This is a genomic window from Jutongia hominis, from assembly GCF_014384965.1.
GTDB classification, from domain to species: Bacteria; Bacillota; Clostridia; order Lachnospirales; family Lachnospiraceae; genus Butyribacter; species Butyribacter hominis.
Window position 1 is genome coordinate 94,263 of sequence record NZ_JACRSW010000035.1, and the last position, 19,008, is coordinate 113,270.

Below are 19,008 nucleotides of genomic sequence, written 5' to 3' on the forward strand. Positions count from 1 at the left end.
TTGTTTTAATAAAAGGGGATTTGTAAATCCGTTCTGAATTGTAACTATTCGCTTCAACAGTCGGTTGCATCATCTCATAGCAATAAATATCTCTGTAATTTATAATATTCTCCGTTTTTATTCGGATAAAATACTAAAAATTGTTTCTCTAAACTGCTTCTCTATCTCTTAAATATGTTCCTTTACAAATTTTTTCAAACGATCTTTTGCAATCTCCTGAAATTTCGAATCTATATTTGCAAAACCCTCACTGAGTTTTTCTGTTCCTTCCTCCAAAATTTCACAAGCCTTATTTTTAGAGATCAATTCTCTTGATGCACCTGGATTACTTCTCATACTATCATTAACAGAATAATTCAATGCCCCCTGTACTACACCTTCAGATGCAGTAATATCATCAATTCCAAACTGATTATTACATAAATAACGCATTCCTTCATAAATCATTTCGTTTGGCACATCAAACTCCACTGCAAGATTATATATAATCTCTGCCATTTCCTTTGTCAGCCCATACGTTTTGTACTCACCCATAATTTTTTCAATAATCTGTTCTTTTGTCATTTTATTTGTCCTCCAAATTTTTATAGGTGAGGATCAACTTTTCGCCGATCCTCTATGTTTATGTTTTGATGGAATGAGAACATACCTCATTAGGACTCCCACCTATTGTTAATATTCTCCGTTAGGAAAATATTTTTTACGGTTGCATCTCAAAATCAATTTCCATGTCATTCTCTAATCTGCAAATAATCAGTATAATTTCTTTCTCTTTGTCATATTCAGCATTTACAGATACAATATCTTCCTTATAAATCTGATATGATGAAATATCCATATCGCTACAGAAGTTTGAAAACTTATATGTATCTACAGTTTCCTCATGTCTATTGACATTCATTTTGCCGATTGTTTGATTCTGTCTTTTAATCTTAAGCACTACAGAACAACAATCATTCATAATTGCATACCATTCTGTATCTGTAATATCTGTTCTTCCATTTGCAGCCTTAATAGCTTCAATAATCCCATTCATTTTTCTAATCCTCCTTTATTCTTCGCTGACAGAAAAACCAGCATATGCAGCAAGTTCTTCAAAAGACATGCCTTGTTCTGGACTTTGAATGACGTCATTTCCGTCAATCACCAAATATGAATTGTGTCCAATCTTTTTAAGGCGTAAATGTTCATCTTTCAATGATTTCTTTATCATCTGTGTTGTAAGAATTGGCTGTACATTTAATGCGCTGTCCCTACCAAAAGAGTTTTCTCCATACTCAAACTCAACAATGTCATTTTCATCTAATGTCTTACGACCTTCCATATTTACAATATTGGAGTAATGTACGAATGCTTCCCAACCTTCTTTACTTGTAATAAATCCCCAACCTTTACTGTTGTTAAAAAATTTTACTGTACCTTTCATTTGTTAATCCCTCCGTTTTCTAATAATTCTCTTTAATAGGATTGATAGCACATTTTTCTGTGAATCCATCAATCAGCTTATCAAAACAATCACAACAAATATCCAAATCAATCATGCTTCCATCATGTTTACTGCCATATCCGACACGATCATGGATGCTAATAAGCATCTGATTTTCAAATACTTGCTCTACTGTCTTTCCCACATATGTTACATCTTGTTAATCCTTTTGCCATTGGTAAATACTTCCTTTCTTCTGTATAAGGCAGGAATGAGAAAGTATCTCGTGACTTCCTTTATCGTTCAAACTGAATGACCTCTAATATATTGTTCTCTCTTTATGCCGACCATTTTTCATTGAGATCTTCATACAACTGTTTTGTGACAGTTTCCATATCTACACCATCACTAAGTTGCAATGTCACGTCTATATCGTCATAGCAGTAACAACTTGCTTTCCCGATGGAAATGAGCAGTTTATTTTCTGCAATTTTTTCATACGAAAAATCAATCGTATCGGCAAATATGCCCGAATTGACATAGAACTCCAAATCTTCCTTGAATTTTTCATCAGATATTGGTTCTTTCATACCTTCATCATGGTTTACTACTGCACTTGTAACTGATACAAGATTGTCTGTGATTGCTTTTAATAATCTGTTTGCTGTTGTCTTTCTCATAATATATGTTCTCCTCACTTCTGTATTTTTCTGTTATGCAAATAGTGTCTATCTATTGCCTATATATACATTCTCTGTTATCTATCTGCATTTTTAATTACTAAGCATTTTCAACTTATCTCGTCTTGATAACTTCTTAGGCTTCTGTTTTTCCTCCTTTTCAACCACAATATCATCTGAAAAATCCAAATCTTCTAACTCATTAGATTTAATTGCTTTCGCAGCATTGATTCTTTCATCATGTTTCTGCTTTGCAATCTCCTTAATACTGTTAAGATGGTCAAATGGGAATGATAAACCGGATATAGCAGTAATAGTTTTGTCACTTCCATGGCCTTCAAATGTTCGCCTTGGAATACCAACAATCTTAATAATATCGTCCTTGTTAATCTTCTTAGCAGAATTGATGATGCCGATATATTCACACTTTCCATCACTCTGTATTGGTGCAAAGATATTGTTCGTTGTAAGCATTTCAATAACCTTTTCTGCACTTGCTTTTTCATTTCCTAAAACAGATAACACCATACTTCCATGTGTGCTTAAAATAGTCCTCTTTTCCTGTTCGTCTACATTTCCTAACTCCGATACAGAATTGTTTGAAAGAAATGTGTTAAGCATTGTGGTACAGATACTATTGATTGTCTGCTTGTTGCCACTGTTATTGTCAAGGAACATAACAGAACCCATATTTTCAATTTCAAGTAATTCCTGGCAGCACTTATAACTGTTTACATGAAAATCAAAATCTTCGTCTTTATCTGGAAGTACCACGATTGCACAAATAGTCTTGTCCGTTTCCTCAACCAACATATCAATCAATGCTGTAGAAACTCCGCTACCTGTACCACCTGCACTTGAAAAAATCACATATACAATAGATTCTTCAAGGGCAGAGATTTCATCTACAATATCCATATTTTCAGCAAGTGCCTTCTCTGCTAATGCACGATTACCAGCACACCCATTAAACCCTTTTAAATGTCTGATATTCTTTGCACCTTTAATAGCTGATTCATCCTGTGTACTTGAATTGATATGGATTGTTGTATATCCTAATTTTTCAAGGCAGAAGGCTATATTTGTTCCTGCACCACCTACACCAACTATTGCTACATCATTTACTAAACCTCTATTGCTCATTGCCTTTTCCTCCATTCCACTTAATTGTTGTTAATCCTTTTTCTGTGATAAAATAGGTAAATTCTAAATGGTCTTTAATACCTTTCTCCATATATCCATCTTTTACCAATGTTCTTACACGCATTACCAAATTGTGCCTTGTAGTAAGTAAATCGTCCTCACCATAAAATGTATTGATCTCGTTGATTGTCATACCACATAATTCATCAAAGCATTTTTCCTGTGCAAGAATCTTCATTATATTTACATCAAGCCTGTTAATAGATAAACTCACTACTTCGCACCTCCCTTCTTTTTGTTATCCATAAGCTGATTACAAACCTTTTTCAGTTCTTGATACTGAAGGTCTGTTGCAATATCCTTGCTATCGCTCTTATCAATTACCGAAAATTTTCCTTTATTTAATGAGCTCTCTTTGATTTTGTAACCAATCTTACCCATTTCACATTTCAGCCTCTTAATATAATTCTCCTTGGCTTTCTGTATCTTAGGTTTCTTTATCAGCTTGTAATAATAGTTGCGATACATATTACTCAATATCCTGTCTGGTCTAATGGGATGAGGTACAGGGTGTCCTTTTTTATTCTTCTTGAATGCATGTACCTTAAATTCCCATTCGTAGACTAGCAAATCATAATCTTTAGGATATTTTTCTTTAAAAGAACTGATAAACTCTTTCTCATTCAATTTCTTTGCATCTATCAGCTCATTAAATAAATCCGTTACTTTCTTGCTCAAATCCGCAATATAAATTTTTCCGTATGCCATTTACACCATCCTTAATTTTGTGCTTTACAATATTTTTTTCCTAGTTCATCAATGTAATATGTACTTGCTAATCCATCTACAAGACCACACTTCACATATCCTTGCTTAGTCATTTCCTGCAAATGTCTATAAGCTGTACTGTACGACTTCCTTTTTGCTACTGAAATATCTTCTAATATCTGTGAGATATTCATTGCTTTTAATGAATTATCCACATTTTTCTCATTCAGCAACATCAGGATTTCATAATCAAACTTTGTCATTGCTTTCCACACCTCCTTGTCCCTCGTCATTAAATGCTAAAAAATATATTGGCATTCTGCCCTCCATATACTTATTCGCCTTTTGAAAAATGATTTTTCATAATAGAATACATAAGTCTCACTCTGATTCCTCTTATCATGTGCCTCTACTTATTAATACACCTCTTACAAACGAAATTCCCCCGTAATACAGAATTTCTTATTAAGTTGTCAAGGTACTGTGTTTCTTCTATATAAATGTGTTTGGGAAATTAGCATTAGCAGACAGCTAATGCTTGACTAAAAGATTTTTTCATGATAGTATTTTAGATACCAATATGTGTGTCAAGTTTACCAGACTTGTCACATTACCATGAGCCTTTAGCATTGGATGTTACCAGCATCCAGATTGTTGCTATTGGCTTTTTCTTTTATGTACCAATCACTTTTATAATTGCATTTGAAATACGATGTAATGTGTCTTGAAAACCTTTGTATCTCTCTTGCATGGTCTTACTATATCACCGCATGTACATATTGTCAAGTTGTTTTATTGAATATGTACATGTTTTATCATTTTATGTATTTACAGGCTTGTTGTTTACATATCTATCTTTTTACATTATAATATGTACATATCATTTAAGGAGGTAATTTTTCATGTTCCCTAAAAAAATAAAAATAACAGACGAACTAATACAGTTAATTATAGATACAAGAAAAGAACATAATTTGACAGCATACCAATTATCAGAAAAAATCGGCAAAAACAAATCATGGCTGCCGAATATAGAAAATAGACGTACAAAAAATATTTCACGAGACGATCTTATATTGCTATTTAAGGATTTTGCAAAAGAAGAGAATATGGATGCAGAGGAATTTGTTATCAAATATTTATCTCCAACCGCTACGGTAGAATTAAATGATAATGTTTCTGTTCCTAATCATTACCTGCAAAATTCAATGGGTATTTATTCCCCAGATCATGATATGCTGCATATATCTGATGAAGAACGGATCAAGAGAATGGAATATTATATACAGGATAAACCATATGAAGTTGATTTAATGCGTCTGAAAAAGAATTTAAAGGATTTGTCAGATACAATCATAGATGAATTTAGTTACTGTGAAACACCAGACGATAGAAGAAATATGATCAATTTGGTAAAAACAATGCGAGTAAACTTTCAAGGTGAATTTGCTTATACTCAAAAATTATACCAGTTCCCTTTATTCCACGGTGATGCCGAAACATGTTTTGGAAAAACTGTTGGAGAAGATTATTTGCAGAAAACCAATAGTAATATTGAAAGTTTTTCTGCAAAACAAAAATTGTTATATTCGTATGCAGACATATGTAGCGACATAAACTTTGAAGAAGGAAACTATAATCTATTTGTTGATTTAATACTCATAAATGAGAAAACCGACATTGAAAAGTTAGATGATGTTCTTTTCGGATTTGAAAGTTTCATATATGAATTACATGAATATCTTTTAGCTGCCAAAAATGAAGCACTAATAAATCATCATCCATGTAAAATTAACTTCATAAGGTTATTTGAACACATCATTAAATCCTTGAATGATTTTATTAGTAATGTAAAATTAGATTACCATTTTGAATATACAATGCCGACACAGGATACCGATATAGATGAATTGATTAAAAAATGCTTGGAATTAAATACTATTACTTATGGAATAAAACAAGCTATACGAAACAAAAAGCAGTAAAATTCCACATGAAATTGTTCTTTCATTTTTGGTGCAAGAAATGCATTATATAGTGCTTTTATTTAAGATTTTATACTATATATTGTGTATTTATTGACAAATATAATAAAACCAGAAAAAATCTGTGGCATTTTCCACAGTTTTGCATCTCATATTAATTTATCAGTATATTACGCAAATTAATTTCTTCTGTATAAGCCATCGGATTAGTTTATTTCTGATGGCTTATATATGTATGAGTTTCTTCTTATCTAATAGTATTGATGGTTATGTCAATAGTCACATATAATTTCCGAACCAGTTTTCCTATAAAATTCTTCATTTTTTTTTCATCTACATGCCATAAAAATGCCATAAAGTTCAACACTCTTAGATTTTTATTACAGTAAAAAATGCTCGAATCATAGTTCGATACATACCTGTACTTTCTATGTGTATATGTATTAAGTCCCTTCACAAAAAAGCTAAAAAATCAGCATAAATCTTATTATTCCCCTGATTTTCTTAAACTTTTCGAACTCATCATCTTTTTGATTAAGGTTTATGTATCAGTTTGCAATTTTTGAATTTTCTTACAGAATTTTCTTACATTTTCATACTACAATCTAATCTTATCGAACTCCCTAAAAAGTGAAAAAGCCATCGCATAACACGATAGCTTTTCCTTTTCAATCAACCAACATATTTAGAAAGTTTTCCTAAATACCAATTTTATTATACAATCAATTTGACTTATTTTCCATATGTAAATTTCAGAAGTTATACCGCAACTTTCTCACAGACATAATCATCATCTTTTCCGAAAAACAATTCATTGCAGCACTCTGGACTATTATGATCCCAAACTCTAATAGTTCCGTCTGCATCCTGTATAATCCAATTATCAGGTGTCTCATGATTATATTTCAAAATAAAGAAATCATACATTTCTGTCTCATTAGAAAGTAACGCATACTTTCCTTGAAAACAATCTGTATATCCTACTTTCTTTTCTGGATCTGTTTCTTTTCTATGTAATACTGGCATTGGTGCTTCATATACTACTGCTATTTCTGTAGGTACACCATTCTTGTTAATATACTGCTTGTGATCTGCATTGATATAATCCCATGCTTCCTGTTCTGCATCAAAGAACTTCATGCCCTCATGTAGATTGTTTTCCATATCATGTTTTGGTTCATTCTGCATATATACAACCCATCCAGTTTCCATACCAGGCTGATACTTTGTTGCTCTAACTGGCTTAGCCTGATATACTTTTGCATTTTCTTCAAAAATATTGTTCAATTTAAAACTGTTTGTCTCCATAATATTACTACTCCTTCCTTGTGAAAATATAACCTTATACAGCAGAGTAAAAAGCATCCTCAAATTTTTCCAACTGTTCAGATGTAAGAATATTTTTCAAATCCTCTTTGCAGTTTTCACACGCTTCTCTCTTTATTCTGTTGCTTTCAATAATATCTTGCATTGTTATAGCCATTGCTTCACCTTCTTTATAATCATTTCCTTTGTTGGGAAGATTCCTCCATATACCACTTCTGGTCTAGGATTTTTTGGAAATTTCTTTCCATCGCTTGTTATATTATTTTTGTCTGTTAAGATAATCTCATCATTCATTTGTTATTACCTCTTCACTTATATAATGCACCTTTTAGATTATGTTTTCCCCTTTTTGTGGTAAATTTATTTTCTCATTTTTTCCTCGATGATACTTTTACCTATTATGAAAAACCAATATATTGCTAATGGTATGAGAATCAAAAGGATTTTCATTGTTACATTTTCCACAATCAGAGATGCGACCAAACCGCACGCCCATACAACCATGCTTATATAGAATCCATATGTAAAAAATTTCAATTTTCTCTTCATTCTAATACCTCTCGTTCTTCCTGATTTTCTCTAACTTTTCCTTCTTTTGATTTTTATATCTTACCCTTGCTCTCGGTCTATATTTGTTACAGCGCTGGCAATAATGAACGTGATCCGCTTTTCTACCTTTGGTGCAAAGTCCGGCACAAACATAGTATAAGCAAGGTGTCTGTCTATCTGTTGCCATTATCCATGACCTCCTCTCAATTCTTTAAGCTGAGATAACATTGTCGTTTTATCTTCATCGGCTATTTCCTTATCAAATAAAAAGATCTCACCCAACTTTTCAGTGTATGGAATTTCCAATGCTTCCAGAATCTTTTCCACTGTTGCTACTTCTATCCTATTTATTTGAATTGATTTGTTTTCGCCACTGATAAACACTTGATCTATTTCTTTGTCGTATTCAATTTTTATGCTCATCTTGAGTCTCCTTATTTAATTCTCTACAGTGCTTTCCGTAAATTCGATTCCTAAGAAATTCAACAACTCTTCCATCTTGTCAATTTTTAGCATGTTGATTTTGATTTTTTCGCCTGTATCATCATTTACAAGAAATGCTTGTGTAATTCCTTCCTCTACTCCTAATTGTTTCTTCTTATGATATATATACAAATCAATTCCGCAAGCTACCAATAACACCATTAAACTGATAATTGGTAATTTAATGTCGATTATAAGTAAAACTGCAAGTATTACACCGCTTAATATCCATGCAGTTAAGGATATATAAGAGTAATAGGTATATGCTTTCAATTTCTCCGCATAGCTTTTCATATCATTATTTTTTTTACTTTTAATCAGGGTTACTGTACCTCCTTATTAAGTTCGTTGCATCTGGTTTCTGCTTCTTCCTGTGTGGGGAATAGCTTCTGATCTGTATAGTCGCTCCTATCAGCAAATCCATATTTCACAACTGTTTTCGGTTCGTTGTGGTGTCCACCAGTGTTAAGCAGATAATTATATACCTTGATATTAGTAATGGTGTCTTTATCAGCTAATTGATATATTTTTCTCTTTCCGTGTAATCGACCAGTGCCAAAACATTTATCACATGAGAATCTATTACCATCTACAATAATATGTCCTTCTCCATTACAAGCTGCACATGGTTCTTTTGACCTTGCTTTCTGGATGATATAGACCTCTTGACCGATGTTGAACTTTGTTTCTATATTTATTTGCATTGTATTGCCCCTCTTTCTTGTGTTGTTTTTGTGTAATAATACCTGTTACATCTAAAAATTGCTTTCTATTGACGATAAGCCATTTTGGGGCTTAATTCCTTATTTATGCCCTATATAGTAGGCTTTTTCAATGTCGTAAGTTAACGCACTTATTAGTGTACGCATTTTCAATATTACTCACTACATAGGAATGATTCTCGATATAATTTAATCCCTATTAATTTGGTAGGTTATCGCAATTACTAAACATTTTTGCTTAGTAAATCAAGTGTTTTCGTTGTACACGATATAGTGTACGATAACCAATTTATTCATTCTTTTTCATTTCTGCGTTATATTCCGCTTCAATATCATCCATAATATCACGCAAATTTTCCTTTGCTCCCTTTAACCAATACAGATTATCATTGGCAAGAATTGGTTTTCCTAACTCATACTGCTTTTCGATCTTATCCATCATGTACTTAATTCCAGTCTGCATACCAATTTGAAATCCTAAGTTAAAAAGCTCCTGTCTGTTCTCTGCGTTCTCCTGTGATCCGTTCATCATCTTATCCATCTCCTTTGACATTTCTCTCATAGCTTCAATAAACTTTTCCATATTCAATTAACCTCCATTATGTGTAAATTATCAGCAATACAGCAATTATGCTTCCTATAACAATTTGCAGTATAGTTTGCTTTGTTATTGGTTTCGGTTCTTTGTTCACTCAACCGCTCCTTCCTTTTGTGTCCTACATATATACAATGCACATTTTGAAAATGATTTTCCCCTCCTTACCAGAAAATTTATAATAATTCGCTCTTTTTCTTGATTTGCTCTAAGTTAGGGTTCAAATACTTCAATGTGGTTTTTATACTTGTATGTCCTGCTTGATTTGATACCTCATTGATGCTATATGCTCCACTCTCCAATGCGTTATAACAAAAGAAGTGTCTAAGCATATGCGGATGGATATGGTAGCCATCAACACTAAATTCATCAAATACTTTATTGATAGTGGACGGATTCAAAATCTTCCCTTTGCTGTTATGGAATAAATAATCTGATTCCACATTATCTGATCTCTGATATTCCCTTATAGCAGAGATAACCTTTGAATTGATAATAACAATTCTTTGTTTTTCGCCTTTTCCGTCTGCTACTCTGATCTGGCTTGCAGCAGTGTTTACATCTACCTTTTTCAAATGCAATACTTCTGATATTCGTAAACCGGCATAAGCCATAATGGTAATAATGGCATAGTTCCGTTTTGCTGAACATCCTTCAGATTGCAACACTCTTTGTCTGAACTCTTCAACTTCTTTTTTCGTGATATTAGTAGGACTAATTATCTCCGCTTGTACCTTTATCAAGTCTGCTTTGCTTATTACAATGTTATCTGGTTGCATCAGCTCATTATATTTAATGAGTGCGGATAACTTTGCATTGATGGACTTCGCATTTAGATTCTGTCCTGTCCTCTTACAAGTTTTCACATTCTTCAAATAACTTTTGTATTCCAGAATATTTTCCCTATACAGCTTTTTAAATCCTACATCACCGAAGCTGTCATTAAACCATCTAAAAAATTCCTTTACCGATGCAATATATACTTTGATTGTCTTTTCGGATTTTCCCTCTAAGTGCATCTTGTTTTCAAAATTCATTATCAGTTCATCCATAAATACACACCTCCCAGAAATTTTATTGAATTATTATTTTGCATATTTTCAGAAATTTTATTGAAATTTCTTTTTGCTTCCTACTTACTAATACACATTTTTTCAGTAATATTCCCCTTATATTGAAAAAATAATTGAGGTCATTTTTGCCTTATTCCTTGTATATATTCCGTATCTCCGTTATACTATATAAGGAAGGAGTTGATTTACATTTACATTGAGATTCATAAGCCGAACCGCTTCAAAGATATGCTACATAAGATTCAGTCTAAACTGGAAGATATGTTATTTTCCATTTTACAACACACACCAGATAAATTCATTCCAAAATCCCTTATGCGTTGGTTTGAGAAATACACCAACAAACGACTTGCACAACTGAAAAGTGATGTAATCCGCAAACGCTGGCAGACAATAGAATTAGAAAAGGCTGTTGATAATATCCACCAGAGACAGCAGCCATAAAAATAAGAGGTCTTTCTTCTATATATAATATAGTAGATTTACCTCTTTTTTGTTTGAACATCTGTTCCCTTTATGCTATACTGTTATTGTGTAATTGAAACGAAAGCAGGATGTGATTTTCCGATTATTAGATGCCCTCTAGTTTGCAAAGGAGGGTGATGCCCTATGAACACAATGGAAGTTCTTACACTTTTATTAGTCGTTTTTGCGGCTCTGTCTTACATAGATAATCATAATAACAAAAAGAAATAGCATCCCACACCGTCCAAAGTTTAGGATGCTATTCTTATAAACATTTTAACACTGAGGGCAAATCGGAGTCATATCCGATTCACTTTCTAAGTAGATTATACACTAGGGCATTTGAGAAATCAAGTGCCCTTTTTAATTATCCTGTGATTCTGTGTCTGCCTTGTCACGCTCACAAATACTTTCATAAGATAGCTCTGGATTCAATTTCACTTCCCACTCAATCAAATCTTGTGGCTGACATTGTAAAAGTTGGCATATATCCTCAATGGTTTTTGTTGATACATCACCACCAGCAAACACTCTTCCCTTTTTCACATTATCTTCTTTTTCATTGTATTCTTTTATATTATTTTCAATCTCTTCCCATGAATTGCCACTACACATTTTCATTTTAGTAAGTATTCCCTGCGGAATTAAGCCTTTTTGCCTTATAATATAGGTTGTTATCCCTTTTTCTTTTAATTTCTGCATCAGTTTATTATAATTTATCATTAACATATCTCCATTCAAATATTCATTGATTTCTGTGTATATTCTAACACTCCTTCCCTATTTTTTCAAGGTCAGCAAAATTCACACGATACAGGATAAGATCAGTTTATGTACTGCTTTCCATTTCCACGGCTGTTTTATTTTCTTTTCCATCTGGTACATAAAAATGTCATTGATTCGATCCTCAAATAGTTCCGGTGCAATATTTGATTTGAATTGATTACATGGCAAGCAAGTACACTCTAAGTTAGAAACATCATCTACACCGCCCATTGATAAGGCTATATGATGATCTAATGACATTTCAGAAAACAATATTTTCCGTCCGCATAACTGACAGCGACCATCATATTTATTGTATATTAGTTTGCGTGTTGCCTGTGAATACTTCTTTCTCTTAATCCTGCCGTTGTTTCTTCTCTTTACATTTCCAATTCCGTTTTTCTGTTCCTGTAGTTCAATTTTCTCTTCTGGTGTCAAATGCTTCCATATTACATGATTAGTAAATGTGTCATATACATAATAACCATCTGTCTTTATCGGTGCATGGTTCATATACCGAATAGCTTCTTTTATTGTGCTATACTGTAAAGCCTGTGTAACATCCTTTGTTTTTCTATGTTTTCCATTCTGATTCAGATATATATAATAGTTTCCATTTGTGATTACTATAGCCATAATATCAACCTCTTTTCTGTTAAGGACAGCCTTATTTCAGACTGTCCCATCCTTTACAGTTCCCTTTTATCTTTCATCCGTGAAACAAATTGTTGTCGCATTGTCTCCTGGTGTTTCGGAGATTCGATTTGTAATAATCCAAATTCTGCCTTTTGAGGTATTGTAAGCACCCATAACATATAAATCATCTGGATAATTCAAAGCATCCTCATTTGTCTGTTTGTCTTCTGTGTTCATGTCTCCCCAGTCTTTAACCGCAAATCTCTGTAATGCAACTGTGACCTCAATCGCAAATTTCTGTTCCGCTGCCATAAGATCATTGATTGATCTTGTAGTTACTACCTGTCCCATATTGAAAAATTTTGATGTAATCATTTCGCCTTACCTCTCTTTCTTTTATATCAAGCCAATCATACAAGCCATTTTGTACAATGGATTCTTTGCAAGTTTCCGCATATGCTCCGCTTTCTGTTTGGCTTTGCGTTCCATCCTGTCCATAAATGCCATCTGATTATCAAGTTCTGTATATTCCAACATTTGCGTTGGTGTCAGTGCATTATATGGTGTTTTAAGACTTCTATCTATAATCTGGTTTCCGTCTGCTGTTGTGATGATTCTAAAATTAAACATATTGTTTTCCGTCCTTTCTATGCTTCCATTACTTCTGTAACAATTCGCTTTACCTTGTCAAACTGTTTATATGCTCTTTTCTGTTTGATTCCGTGATTATCCGCTATTTCCTTTAGTGAATAGCCTTCTACCTTGTCAGAAAATATTTTCTTTTGTTCTTCTGTCAATCCGTTTTCAATCTGCTTTACCATTTCCCTATATTCCATATTAGAGGCTGTTTCCATTGTGGAATGATTAGAAATATTCATGCCCATTGAATCTAAACTAATGTTTGATCCGACTCCTGTACTTCTCTTTTGTGCTTTCTGTTTTCTAAAGTGAACAAATACCGCCCTTTTCATGTACATATAGGAAACCGCTTCAAAACTGCATTTCGCTTGTAATTGCGGATCATTCAAATACTTTTCTACTGATAACAGGAAATCAAACACAACAATATCAAAAAATTCTTCTGCATCCAGTTTTAACTTCTTCAGAAAGTCCATGATTAGATGGTAATTCTCTTCTGAAAACTTGCGTTCTTCCCTTGTCAATGGTCTTAATTGCTCTTTATTTTCCATGCGATAATCTTCTTTCTATTGGTGGCAAGTGTGCCATTTCTGACACACCGCCCAACTTTGTCATTGATTAAATACTAAAAACCTCTTTGAAGATTTTTCTGAACTTCTCAATGTCGTTATCTAAACCCCAACTATACAAACCGTCATCATTACATCCGCCATACATCTTCAATGTGGTTCTTAAAATCTGCTTCAATGTATGTCCCTCAATCAGCATATCTAATTCAGTTTTTCTAATATCGTTCTCCCATGCTTCACGCTCTGTACATTTTCTGTAAAATTCTCTATATAATTCTTTTAAAATTACCTGTCTTTCAACATTTGTATATGGGTCAATCAGTTCAAATTCAAAAATTTTTTCTTCAAAACCATCATCAAGTAATGCATCATAACTAAATAAACCATTCTTCGGACGATGTTTTTCTCTGTTCATATCTCGTAAATAATTACTTCTTGCACTGTCAAGTGTTCTGAAAAATATCTGCTCAAATTTAAGGCTCTGTAACCTCTCATATTCATGATATTTTTTCACCGCATTCAGATATGGGATAATTAAAATGTCGTACCACTCTTCTGGAGCTAGTCTATGTATTCTCATATAGCGATACATTAAATTGTGATGTTCTTCTGCAAAAACTCTTTCTTCCTCTGTTAATGGTCTGATTGAATAATTCTTGTTGTTAGCGTTCATAATTACTACCTCCTAAAATATGTATTTTGATTGATTGATTGATTTTGTACGACTACTATTGAGCCGATAGGCAAGTTGTAATTGAATACCACGGCTTGACCGCTTGCCTGGATGGTATCGGGTGGATTGCTCCACCCTTTGCCCTGTTGATTGCTAACCACTTATTACTTAATTCGTAATACGCTGTATGTCGTTGTTTTGGTGTACTCTTCCAGACTTCCCAAATCTTCCTCAAGTCTTTTCTTGTCAAGCGTTGCTCTTGTCTGTGACTTATAGGTAATTTTTGCCGTGTCTGTAAGTTCTTCTGTAAGGTTGTTTTCATTCATATAAGAAATAACCTCGGCTTCCAAAGCCTTTTCAATGTTGCTTGCTTCCTCAATCATTGTTTTGTACTTTCTGATTTCTTCAACCTTTGCTTCTAATTCTTTTTTTGTCATAATGACTACCTCCTTAAATATGTTTGATTGATTTTGTGTAGGTCTGTTTTGTTTGACCTTGTAACTGTATTATACACAGATATCTGTGTATAGTCTATTGGCAATATGCACAAATATCTGTGAATATTCTTGTTGATTTTGTACACACTCTTTTGTGTATATTTTATTGACTATACACATTTTTCTGTGTATAATATAGTTATCAAATCAATCAACAATATATTTTTAAAGGAGGTTTTTCTATATGAAATATTTTAAGAATGTAGAAACACTGGAAGAATTAAGAAAACAGTACAAAGAACTATTAAAGAAGTACCACCCAGACAACCCAAACGGAAGCACAAAGGCAACGCAAGAAGTCAATGCAGAATATGACAACCTTTTCAAAGTGTTAAAGGATAGGCACGAACACAAGACAGAGCAGACAAGCGACGCCGACAAAAAGAGCTATGATAATATGAAGTATGATTTTTCAGAAGATGAAAAGTTAAGGGAAGTTTTACAAAGTATTATCACATTGCAGAATATCAATATTGAAATAGTCGGTTGTTGGATATGGGTAGATGGCAACACATACGAACACAAAGACACTTTGAAGGCTTTAGGGTTCAAGTGGGCAAGAGAAAAAAAGAAGTGGTATTTTCATACTGAATCATTCAGAAAAAGAAGCCACAAAAAATTATCTATGGACGATATACGGAACTATTACGGAAGTACAGAAGTACAGACGGAAAAAGTCAAGAGGATAAAAGAAGCCTAAAAAAATAAAAGTGCAGTCTTTATATATGACTACACTTTTATTATATATTTTTACTATGCAAAATATGGGTGGGGTATATTTACATTTTAGAATAGTTTAGTATCGTTTAAATAACCTATAGTAGATGTATTCACATGTTACTATTGTTTTAGCAGACTATCGAACTTGATTTAATTTTTAGTATAATATAGCGTGTCAGGGGGTAGTAAAAACCACAAAAAGACTTTATTTTTCTCTCCCGTCATATAGTTGGTTGTTACACATACCGACTGACGATTTCCACCTTACCGATATTTTCCGCAGTAAAATTCCTATAACCACCTATAAGTACACTCTTACGATATTTTAAGGTAATCCAAATGCAGTCCCCCACAAAAACAACCCCATATCCTTAGAGAAAATCAATAGAAATCGCACCAAATCTGCTTCATAATACATCATAGGTAAACTTAATCAGCTACGCAATTACAAAGCCAATTTGATCTCAAAATCGCTTATTTTTGCAAAGGATAATAGCCTATAACAGGGAGGGGGTACACTTAAGTCACAGGGATTTAAGTACCTAGCTATATACCGGGTACTGAAAAACTATGGCAGAAATAAGTACCTGTCAGCCTGCGCCTATACCCATAATTTACGTTATTTTATTATACCAGAGTCATAAAATCAATTGCAAAATCCTCTCCCCCTAACGTAAATGCACCATAGCAAGTTATCGTCTATGCAATTTTTATCCAGAATTTACACATAGAATAAAGGAAATATGAGAAAAAAGGGACTACTACATTTGGTAATAGTCCCTGTAATTCTGCTTAGTTGTTTAAATAGTATGTAATTTTATCTGGATCAACTATTTCTTCTTTTTTTGTACATTTTGTATATTCATTATATGATGTTGTACTATCAAGATAGTCGGTATATCCAGTTATTTGTGCCAGACCAAAAAACGGATCTTCGAAATCTGAAGTTATTCCAAAACATGATGTCTTATCTAACGTTCCTCCAAAACTATTTGTTCCAGAATATTCAACAAGCACCCAATAAAAATTCTTTTTATCAAGATCATTTTTTACTGTGACCTTTTGTACTTCAAAACTATCTTGATTTTTCATTACAGATTTAATATTCTTACATGCTGCTAAAGCTGCCTCTTCTATATCTGTCAATTTCATTAAATTCTCTAATTTACTAGAATCAATATACTGCTGAACATTAGAATCTAACAAATCAACCTCTTCTTTTAATTCGACAATTTCATTAAACGGACTAGAATCGCTAATTTTATTAATTTTTTCAGAAATCTTGTTAACTTTCTCTAAATCAATCCCTTTCAAATTACTTACTACTTTCCAATTACCAATCTCAGTTTTATCGGTATCTGATAATGAATTATAGTCGGAAATAATTTGATTATATGCATCTTGAGATGGTAAGTTGCCTTTTCCAATTTCCTGAATTACTTCATTTATAGAAGTTATCTTTTCTTGCTTTTCTTTATTTCTATAAATAAATACAATAGCAGTTGACACTATCACAAGAACTATAATAGCAATTGCAACAATTAAAATCACTTTTCCCCTCTTCTTTTTTATTGCAAATCCGCATTCAGGGCACACCTTTGCATGATCTGAAATTTCTTTACCACATTCAGGGCACTTAATCATAGCCATAGCTCATATTTCTCCTCTTCTTATTTTTTTCATAACTATAAAGCTTCACACTTTCATTATATTCGTTTTTGCGAAGACATTCAAGTAAAAGAATACAAAGTACACTTGTTTCATATACTAGCGAAACGGAGGTGCTATGATGATTGACTATTCACCATTTTGGAATACACTTGAAAAATCAAGTGAAAACTTGTACACACTTACAAATAAATACCATATGTCACACAGCACACTCCACCGATTGAAACACAATAAAGATGTATCTACCAAGACACTTAATGATCTATGTCGGATTCTTGATTGTGATATTTGCGATATTGTCAGATATATTCCATCTGATACAGACCAACCATTATAATAAATTACAAAGCAACAAATGTACTTTCATCATTTTTTGTATCAAACATCCACACATTCCCAGAATCACTTACTAAATTACTTATTTTTGAAATCTCATGTATTGTATATTTTGAAAAATCATCAGGATATTGTTTTATGTTTTTGCATAAAATATTTGCACATGTTTGAAAGTCACAATCATTAGGATGAAATAACATCATTGAAACTGGCTTTAAATCTATATGTTTTTTCCTCAATGTAACTGCAAACAATTTTGCTTTCCTATCTACAGTTCTTCCTGCAACCAAAAAACAAGCATTACTATTTGCTATTAGTTTTGCCCATTCAGTATCCATATTGATAATTGCATTACACATCGAATATATATTACTTGCAAGATCATTAACAAACCAATTTTGATAACCTTGCATATCTTTATAGCACTTCATAAAAAAAGATTGTGCTCCATAGTTTCCAGCAAAAACTACAGCCGTATTATTATTAACCACTTCTATTTTTATATCATCATCCGATATGAATTTACCCTCTGCATCTGTTATTCTATTGTCCGCTGCTAAATAAACCTTCTTATCCATAACATATCCAAATATAACACTCATTTTTACTTCTCCCAACATTATTGATTATATGCTCCATTTTACCATATCCACCAACAAAAAAGTAAAAAAAATAGGGCATATCAGATAAACTAATATCCAATATACCCTACATAATTAAATACATATTATATAATTACTAATTCCATCCATTATAACCTTTCGATTGCAATTACCAATTCATTATAATATAAAAGCAATTTATCTAATATCTTCACATATTGATCCACTTCATCCAAAAGAGATATGTTATCTTTTCCAACATCTTTGTTTTCACGTAACTGAGCAATCTCATTCGGTAGTTCCAGGAGCATTTTCTTTAATTCTTTATACTTTGAATACTTTTTTTCAATTTCTTCTCTACTCTTTCCGTAAAGAAGATTATTTATTTTTTCTCTACAAATCAATGTTAACCAATCTGCTGTATCAAAAAAAGCTCTATACTCATGCCCTAATGCTTTAGTCATGTTTTTTTGCATATATAAATCAGAATCTTTTACTTTGTTTATTCCTTTTCGTGTCGCATATACTCTAATCACATGATCGTATGCATCCCTATGTTCCTTCAATGGTTGTAAAAATAAATCCCCTTCGGTGGCTAATTCTTCAGCCAACAGCAAATAGTGTTTGGTAAATAAATGTATCTTGCAAATATCATTCCAATATTCTTCAAACTTCATACCTATTT

31 protein-coding genes are annotated in these 19,008 nt (G+C 32.7%); 4 read left to right on the forward strand and 27 right to left on the reverse strand.

All coding sequences use genetic code 11. From position 1 onward, the window contains the following. Positions 1-168 precede the first annotated feature (168 nt). From H8700_RS10655 to H8700_RS10695, 9 genes are all read right to left on the reverse strand, one after another. A complete protein-coding gene (locus H8700_RS10655; protein ID WP_249305611.1) occupies positions 169-564 on the reverse strand; it encodes a hypothetical protein in 396 nt (131 codons plus the stop codon). A gap of 136 nt (positions 565-700) precedes the next feature. After that, a complete protein-coding gene (locus H8700_RS10660; protein ID WP_249305612.1) occupies positions 701-1,036 on the reverse strand; it encodes a hypothetical protein in 336 nt (111 codons plus the stop codon). 15 nt (positions 1,037-1,051) lie between these two features. Continuing rightward, positions 1,052-1,426 carry a cold-shock protein gene (locus H8700_RS12595; RefSeq protein WP_408610856.1) on the reverse strand — a complete coding sequence of 125 codons (375 nt, stop codon included), beginning with the start codon at positions 1,424-1,426 and terminating at the stop codon, positions 1,052-1,054. A gap of 19 nt (positions 1,427-1,445) precedes the next feature. Then, the gene (locus H8700_RS10670) at positions 1,446-1,631 is read right to left on the reverse strand and encodes a hypothetical protein (RefSeq protein ID WP_249305613.1); all 186 of its coding nucleotides are present in this window, start codon (positions 1,629-1,631) and stop codon (positions 1,446-1,448) included. Positions 1,632-1,764: 133 nt separating this feature from the next. After that, entirely contained in the window at positions 1,765-2,106 is a 342-nt protein-coding gene (locus tag H8700_RS10675; protein WP_249305614.1) for a hypothetical protein, read from the reverse strand. A 93-nt stretch (positions 2,107-2,199) separates the two neighbouring features. Then, positions 2,200-3,249 (reverse strand): FtsZ/tubulin family protein, encoded by a 1,050-nt coding sequence (locus H8700_RS10680; protein WP_249305615.1) that lies wholly within the window; start codon positions 3,247-3,249, stop codon positions 2,200-2,202. Then, positions 3,239-3,523, reverse strand: a complete 285-nt coding sequence (locus H8700_RS10685) for a hypothetical protein (RefSeq protein ID WP_249305616.1) — start codon at positions 3,521-3,523, stop codon at positions 3,239-3,241. The genes H8700_RS10680 and H8700_RS10685 overlap by 11 nt, the downstream gene beginning before the upstream one ends. Continuing rightward, positions 3,523-4,017: a hypothetical protein gene (locus H8700_RS10690; RefSeq protein WP_249305617.1), complete on the reverse strand. Its 495-nt coding sequence runs from the start codon at positions 4,015-4,017 to the stop codon at positions 3,523-3,525. Before H8700_RS10690 ends, H8700_RS10685 begins: the two co-directional genes overlap by 1 nt. An 11-nt stretch (positions 4,018-4,028) precedes the next feature. Further along, the gene (locus H8700_RS10695) at positions 4,029-4,280 is read right to left on the reverse strand and encodes a helix-turn-helix domain-containing protein (protein WP_249305618.1); all 252 of its coding nucleotides are present in this window, start codon (positions 4,278-4,280) and stop codon (positions 4,029-4,031) included. A 639-nt stretch (positions 4,281-4,919) separates the two neighbouring features. On the opposite strand from H8700_RS10695, the gene H8700_RS10700 reads away from it, so the two are divergent. Next, a complete protein-coding gene (locus tag H8700_RS10700) occupies positions 4,920-6,002 on the forward strand; it encodes a helix-turn-helix domain-containing protein (RefSeq protein WP_249305619.1) in 1,083 nt (360 codons plus the stop codon). A 759-nt stretch (positions 6,003-6,761) separates the two neighbouring features. On the opposite strand, the gene H8700_RS10705 is transcribed toward H8700_RS10700, so the two are convergent. The 8 genes from H8700_RS10705 to H8700_RS10740 all read right to left on the reverse strand — a co-directional run bounded on the left by H8700_RS10705 (position 6,762) and on the right by H8700_RS10740 (position 10,729). Beyond that, complete coding sequence (locus H8700_RS10705; RefSeq protein ID WP_249305620.1) at positions 6,762-7,310, reverse strand: hypothetical protein; 549 nt, start codon at positions 7,308-7,310, stop codon at positions 6,762-6,764. A gap of 34 nt (positions 7,311-7,344) precedes the next feature. Further along, a complete protein-coding gene (locus tag H8700_RS10710; RefSeq protein WP_249305621.1) occupies positions 7,345-7,485 on the reverse strand; it encodes a hypothetical protein in 141 nt (46 codons plus the stop codon). Continuing rightward, positions 7,476-7,622 carry a hypothetical protein gene (locus H8700_RS10715; RefSeq protein ID WP_249305622.1) on the reverse strand — a complete coding sequence of 49 codons (147 nt, stop codon included), beginning with the start codon at positions 7,620-7,622 and terminating at the stop codon, positions 7,476-7,478. Before H8700_RS10715 ends, H8700_RS10710 begins: the two co-directional genes overlap by 10 nt. Before the next feature lie 441 nt (positions 7,623-8,063). Further along, on the reverse strand, positions 8,064-8,300 hold the full coding sequence (locus H8700_RS10720; RefSeq protein WP_249305623.1) for a hypothetical protein: 237 nt from the start codon (positions 8,298-8,300) through the stop codon (positions 8,064-8,066). A 15-nt stretch (positions 8,301-8,315) separates the two neighbouring features. Further along, on the reverse strand, positions 8,316-8,654 hold the full coding sequence (locus tag H8700_RS10725) for a hypothetical protein (RefSeq protein ID WP_249305624.1): 339 nt from the start codon (positions 8,652-8,654) through the stop codon (positions 8,316-8,318). A gap of 29 nt (positions 8,655-8,683) precedes the next feature. Next, positions 8,684-9,064 carry a hypothetical protein gene (locus H8700_RS10730; RefSeq protein ID WP_249305625.1) on the reverse strand — a complete coding sequence of 127 codons (381 nt, stop codon included), beginning with the start codon at positions 9,062-9,064 and terminating at the stop codon, positions 8,684-8,686. A 307-nt stretch (positions 9,065-9,371) separates the two neighbouring features. Then, positions 9,372-9,665: a hypothetical protein gene (locus tag H8700_RS10735; RefSeq protein WP_249305626.1), complete on the reverse strand. Its 294-nt coding sequence runs from the start codon at positions 9,663-9,665 to the stop codon at positions 9,372-9,374. A 188-nt stretch (positions 9,666-9,853) separates the two neighbouring features. After that, positions 9,854-10,729 (reverse strand): tyrosine-type recombinase/integrase, encoded by an 876-nt coding sequence (locus H8700_RS10740; protein WP_249305627.1) that lies wholly within the window; start codon positions 10,727-10,729, stop codon positions 9,854-9,856. 201 nt (positions 10,730-10,930) lie between these two features. Between H8700_RS10740 and H8700_RS10745 the strand changes: the two genes are divergently transcribed. Continuing rightward, on the forward strand, positions 10,931-11,194 hold the full coding sequence (locus tag H8700_RS10745; RefSeq protein ID WP_249305628.1) for a hypothetical protein: 264 nt from the start codon (positions 10,931-10,933) through the stop codon (positions 11,192-11,194). 384 nt (positions 11,195-11,578) lie between these two features. Here H8700_RS10745 and H8700_RS10750 read toward each other — a convergent pair whose 3' ends face one another. From H8700_RS10750 to H8700_RS10780, 7 genes are all read right to left on the reverse strand, one after another. After that, complete coding sequence (locus tag H8700_RS10750) at positions 11,579-11,938, reverse strand: helix-turn-helix domain-containing protein (protein ID WP_249305629.1); 360 nt, start codon at positions 11,936-11,938, stop codon at positions 11,579-11,581. 81 nt (positions 11,939-12,019) lie between these two features. Continuing rightward, entirely contained in the window at positions 12,020-12,616 is a 597-nt protein-coding gene (locus tag H8700_RS10755; protein ID WP_249305630.1) for an HNH endonuclease, read from the reverse strand. A gap of 66 nt (positions 12,617-12,682) precedes the next feature. Next, positions 12,683-12,991, reverse strand: coding sequence for a hypothetical protein (locus H8700_RS10760; protein WP_249305631.1), 309 nt, complete (start codon positions 12,989-12,991; stop codon positions 12,683-12,685). Positions 12,992-13,012: 21 nt separating this feature from the next. Next, positions 13,013-13,246, reverse strand: a complete 234-nt coding sequence (locus tag H8700_RS10765) for a hypothetical protein (protein WP_249305632.1) — start codon at positions 13,244-13,246, stop codon at positions 13,013-13,015. A gap of 17 nt (positions 13,247-13,263) precedes the next feature. Continuing rightward, positions 13,264-13,806, reverse strand: a complete 543-nt coding sequence (locus tag H8700_RS10770) for an ECF-type sigma factor (protein WP_249305633.1) — start codon at positions 13,804-13,806, stop codon at positions 13,264-13,266. A gap of 67 nt (positions 13,807-13,873) precedes the next feature. Beyond that, a complete protein-coding gene (locus tag H8700_RS10775) occupies positions 13,874-14,497 on the reverse strand; it encodes a hypothetical protein (RefSeq protein ID WP_249305634.1) in 624 nt (207 codons plus the stop codon). A 164-nt stretch (positions 14,498-14,661) separates the two neighbouring features. Further along, entirely contained in the window at positions 14,662-14,934 is a 273-nt protein-coding gene (locus tag H8700_RS10780; RefSeq protein WP_249305635.1) for a hypothetical protein, read from the reverse strand. Between the two features lie 244 nt (positions 14,935-15,178). Here H8700_RS10780 and H8700_RS10785 point away from each other — a divergent pair, with 244 nt between their 5' ends. Continuing rightward, on the forward strand, positions 15,179-15,694 hold the full coding sequence (locus H8700_RS10785; RefSeq protein ID WP_249305636.1) for a J domain-containing protein: 516 nt from the start codon (positions 15,179-15,181) through the stop codon (positions 15,692-15,694). 812 nt (positions 15,695-16,506) lie between these two features. On the opposite strand, the gene H8700_RS10790 is transcribed toward H8700_RS10785, so the two are convergent. After that, complete coding sequence (locus tag H8700_RS10790) at positions 16,507-17,364, reverse strand: zinc ribbon domain-containing protein (protein WP_249305637.1); 858 nt, start codon at positions 17,362-17,364, stop codon at positions 16,507-16,509. Between the two features lie 139 nt (positions 17,365-17,503). On the opposite strand from H8700_RS10790, the gene H8700_RS12490 reads away from it, so the two are divergent. Beyond that, positions 17,504-17,722 carry a helix-turn-helix domain-containing protein gene (locus tag H8700_RS12490; protein WP_249305684.1) on the forward strand — a complete coding sequence of 73 codons (219 nt, stop codon included), beginning with the start codon at positions 17,504-17,506 and terminating at the stop codon, positions 17,720-17,722. A gap of 4 nt (positions 17,723-17,726) precedes the next feature. On the opposite strand, the gene H8700_RS10800 is transcribed toward H8700_RS12490, so the two are convergent. Both H8700_RS10800 and H8700_RS10805 read right to left on the reverse strand, forming a co-directional pair. Further along, on the reverse strand, positions 17,727-18,323 hold the full coding sequence (locus H8700_RS10800) for a hypothetical protein (RefSeq protein ID WP_249305638.1): 597 nt from the start codon (positions 18,321-18,323) through the stop codon (positions 17,727-17,729). A 149-nt stretch (positions 18,324-18,472) separates the two neighbouring features. Beyond that, the gene (locus tag H8700_RS10805) at positions 18,473-19,000 is read right to left on the reverse strand and encodes a hypothetical protein (protein WP_249305639.1); all 528 of its coding nucleotides are present in this window, start codon (positions 18,998-19,000) and stop codon (positions 18,473-18,475) included. Between the last annotated feature and the right edge of the window lie 8 nt (positions 19,001-19,008).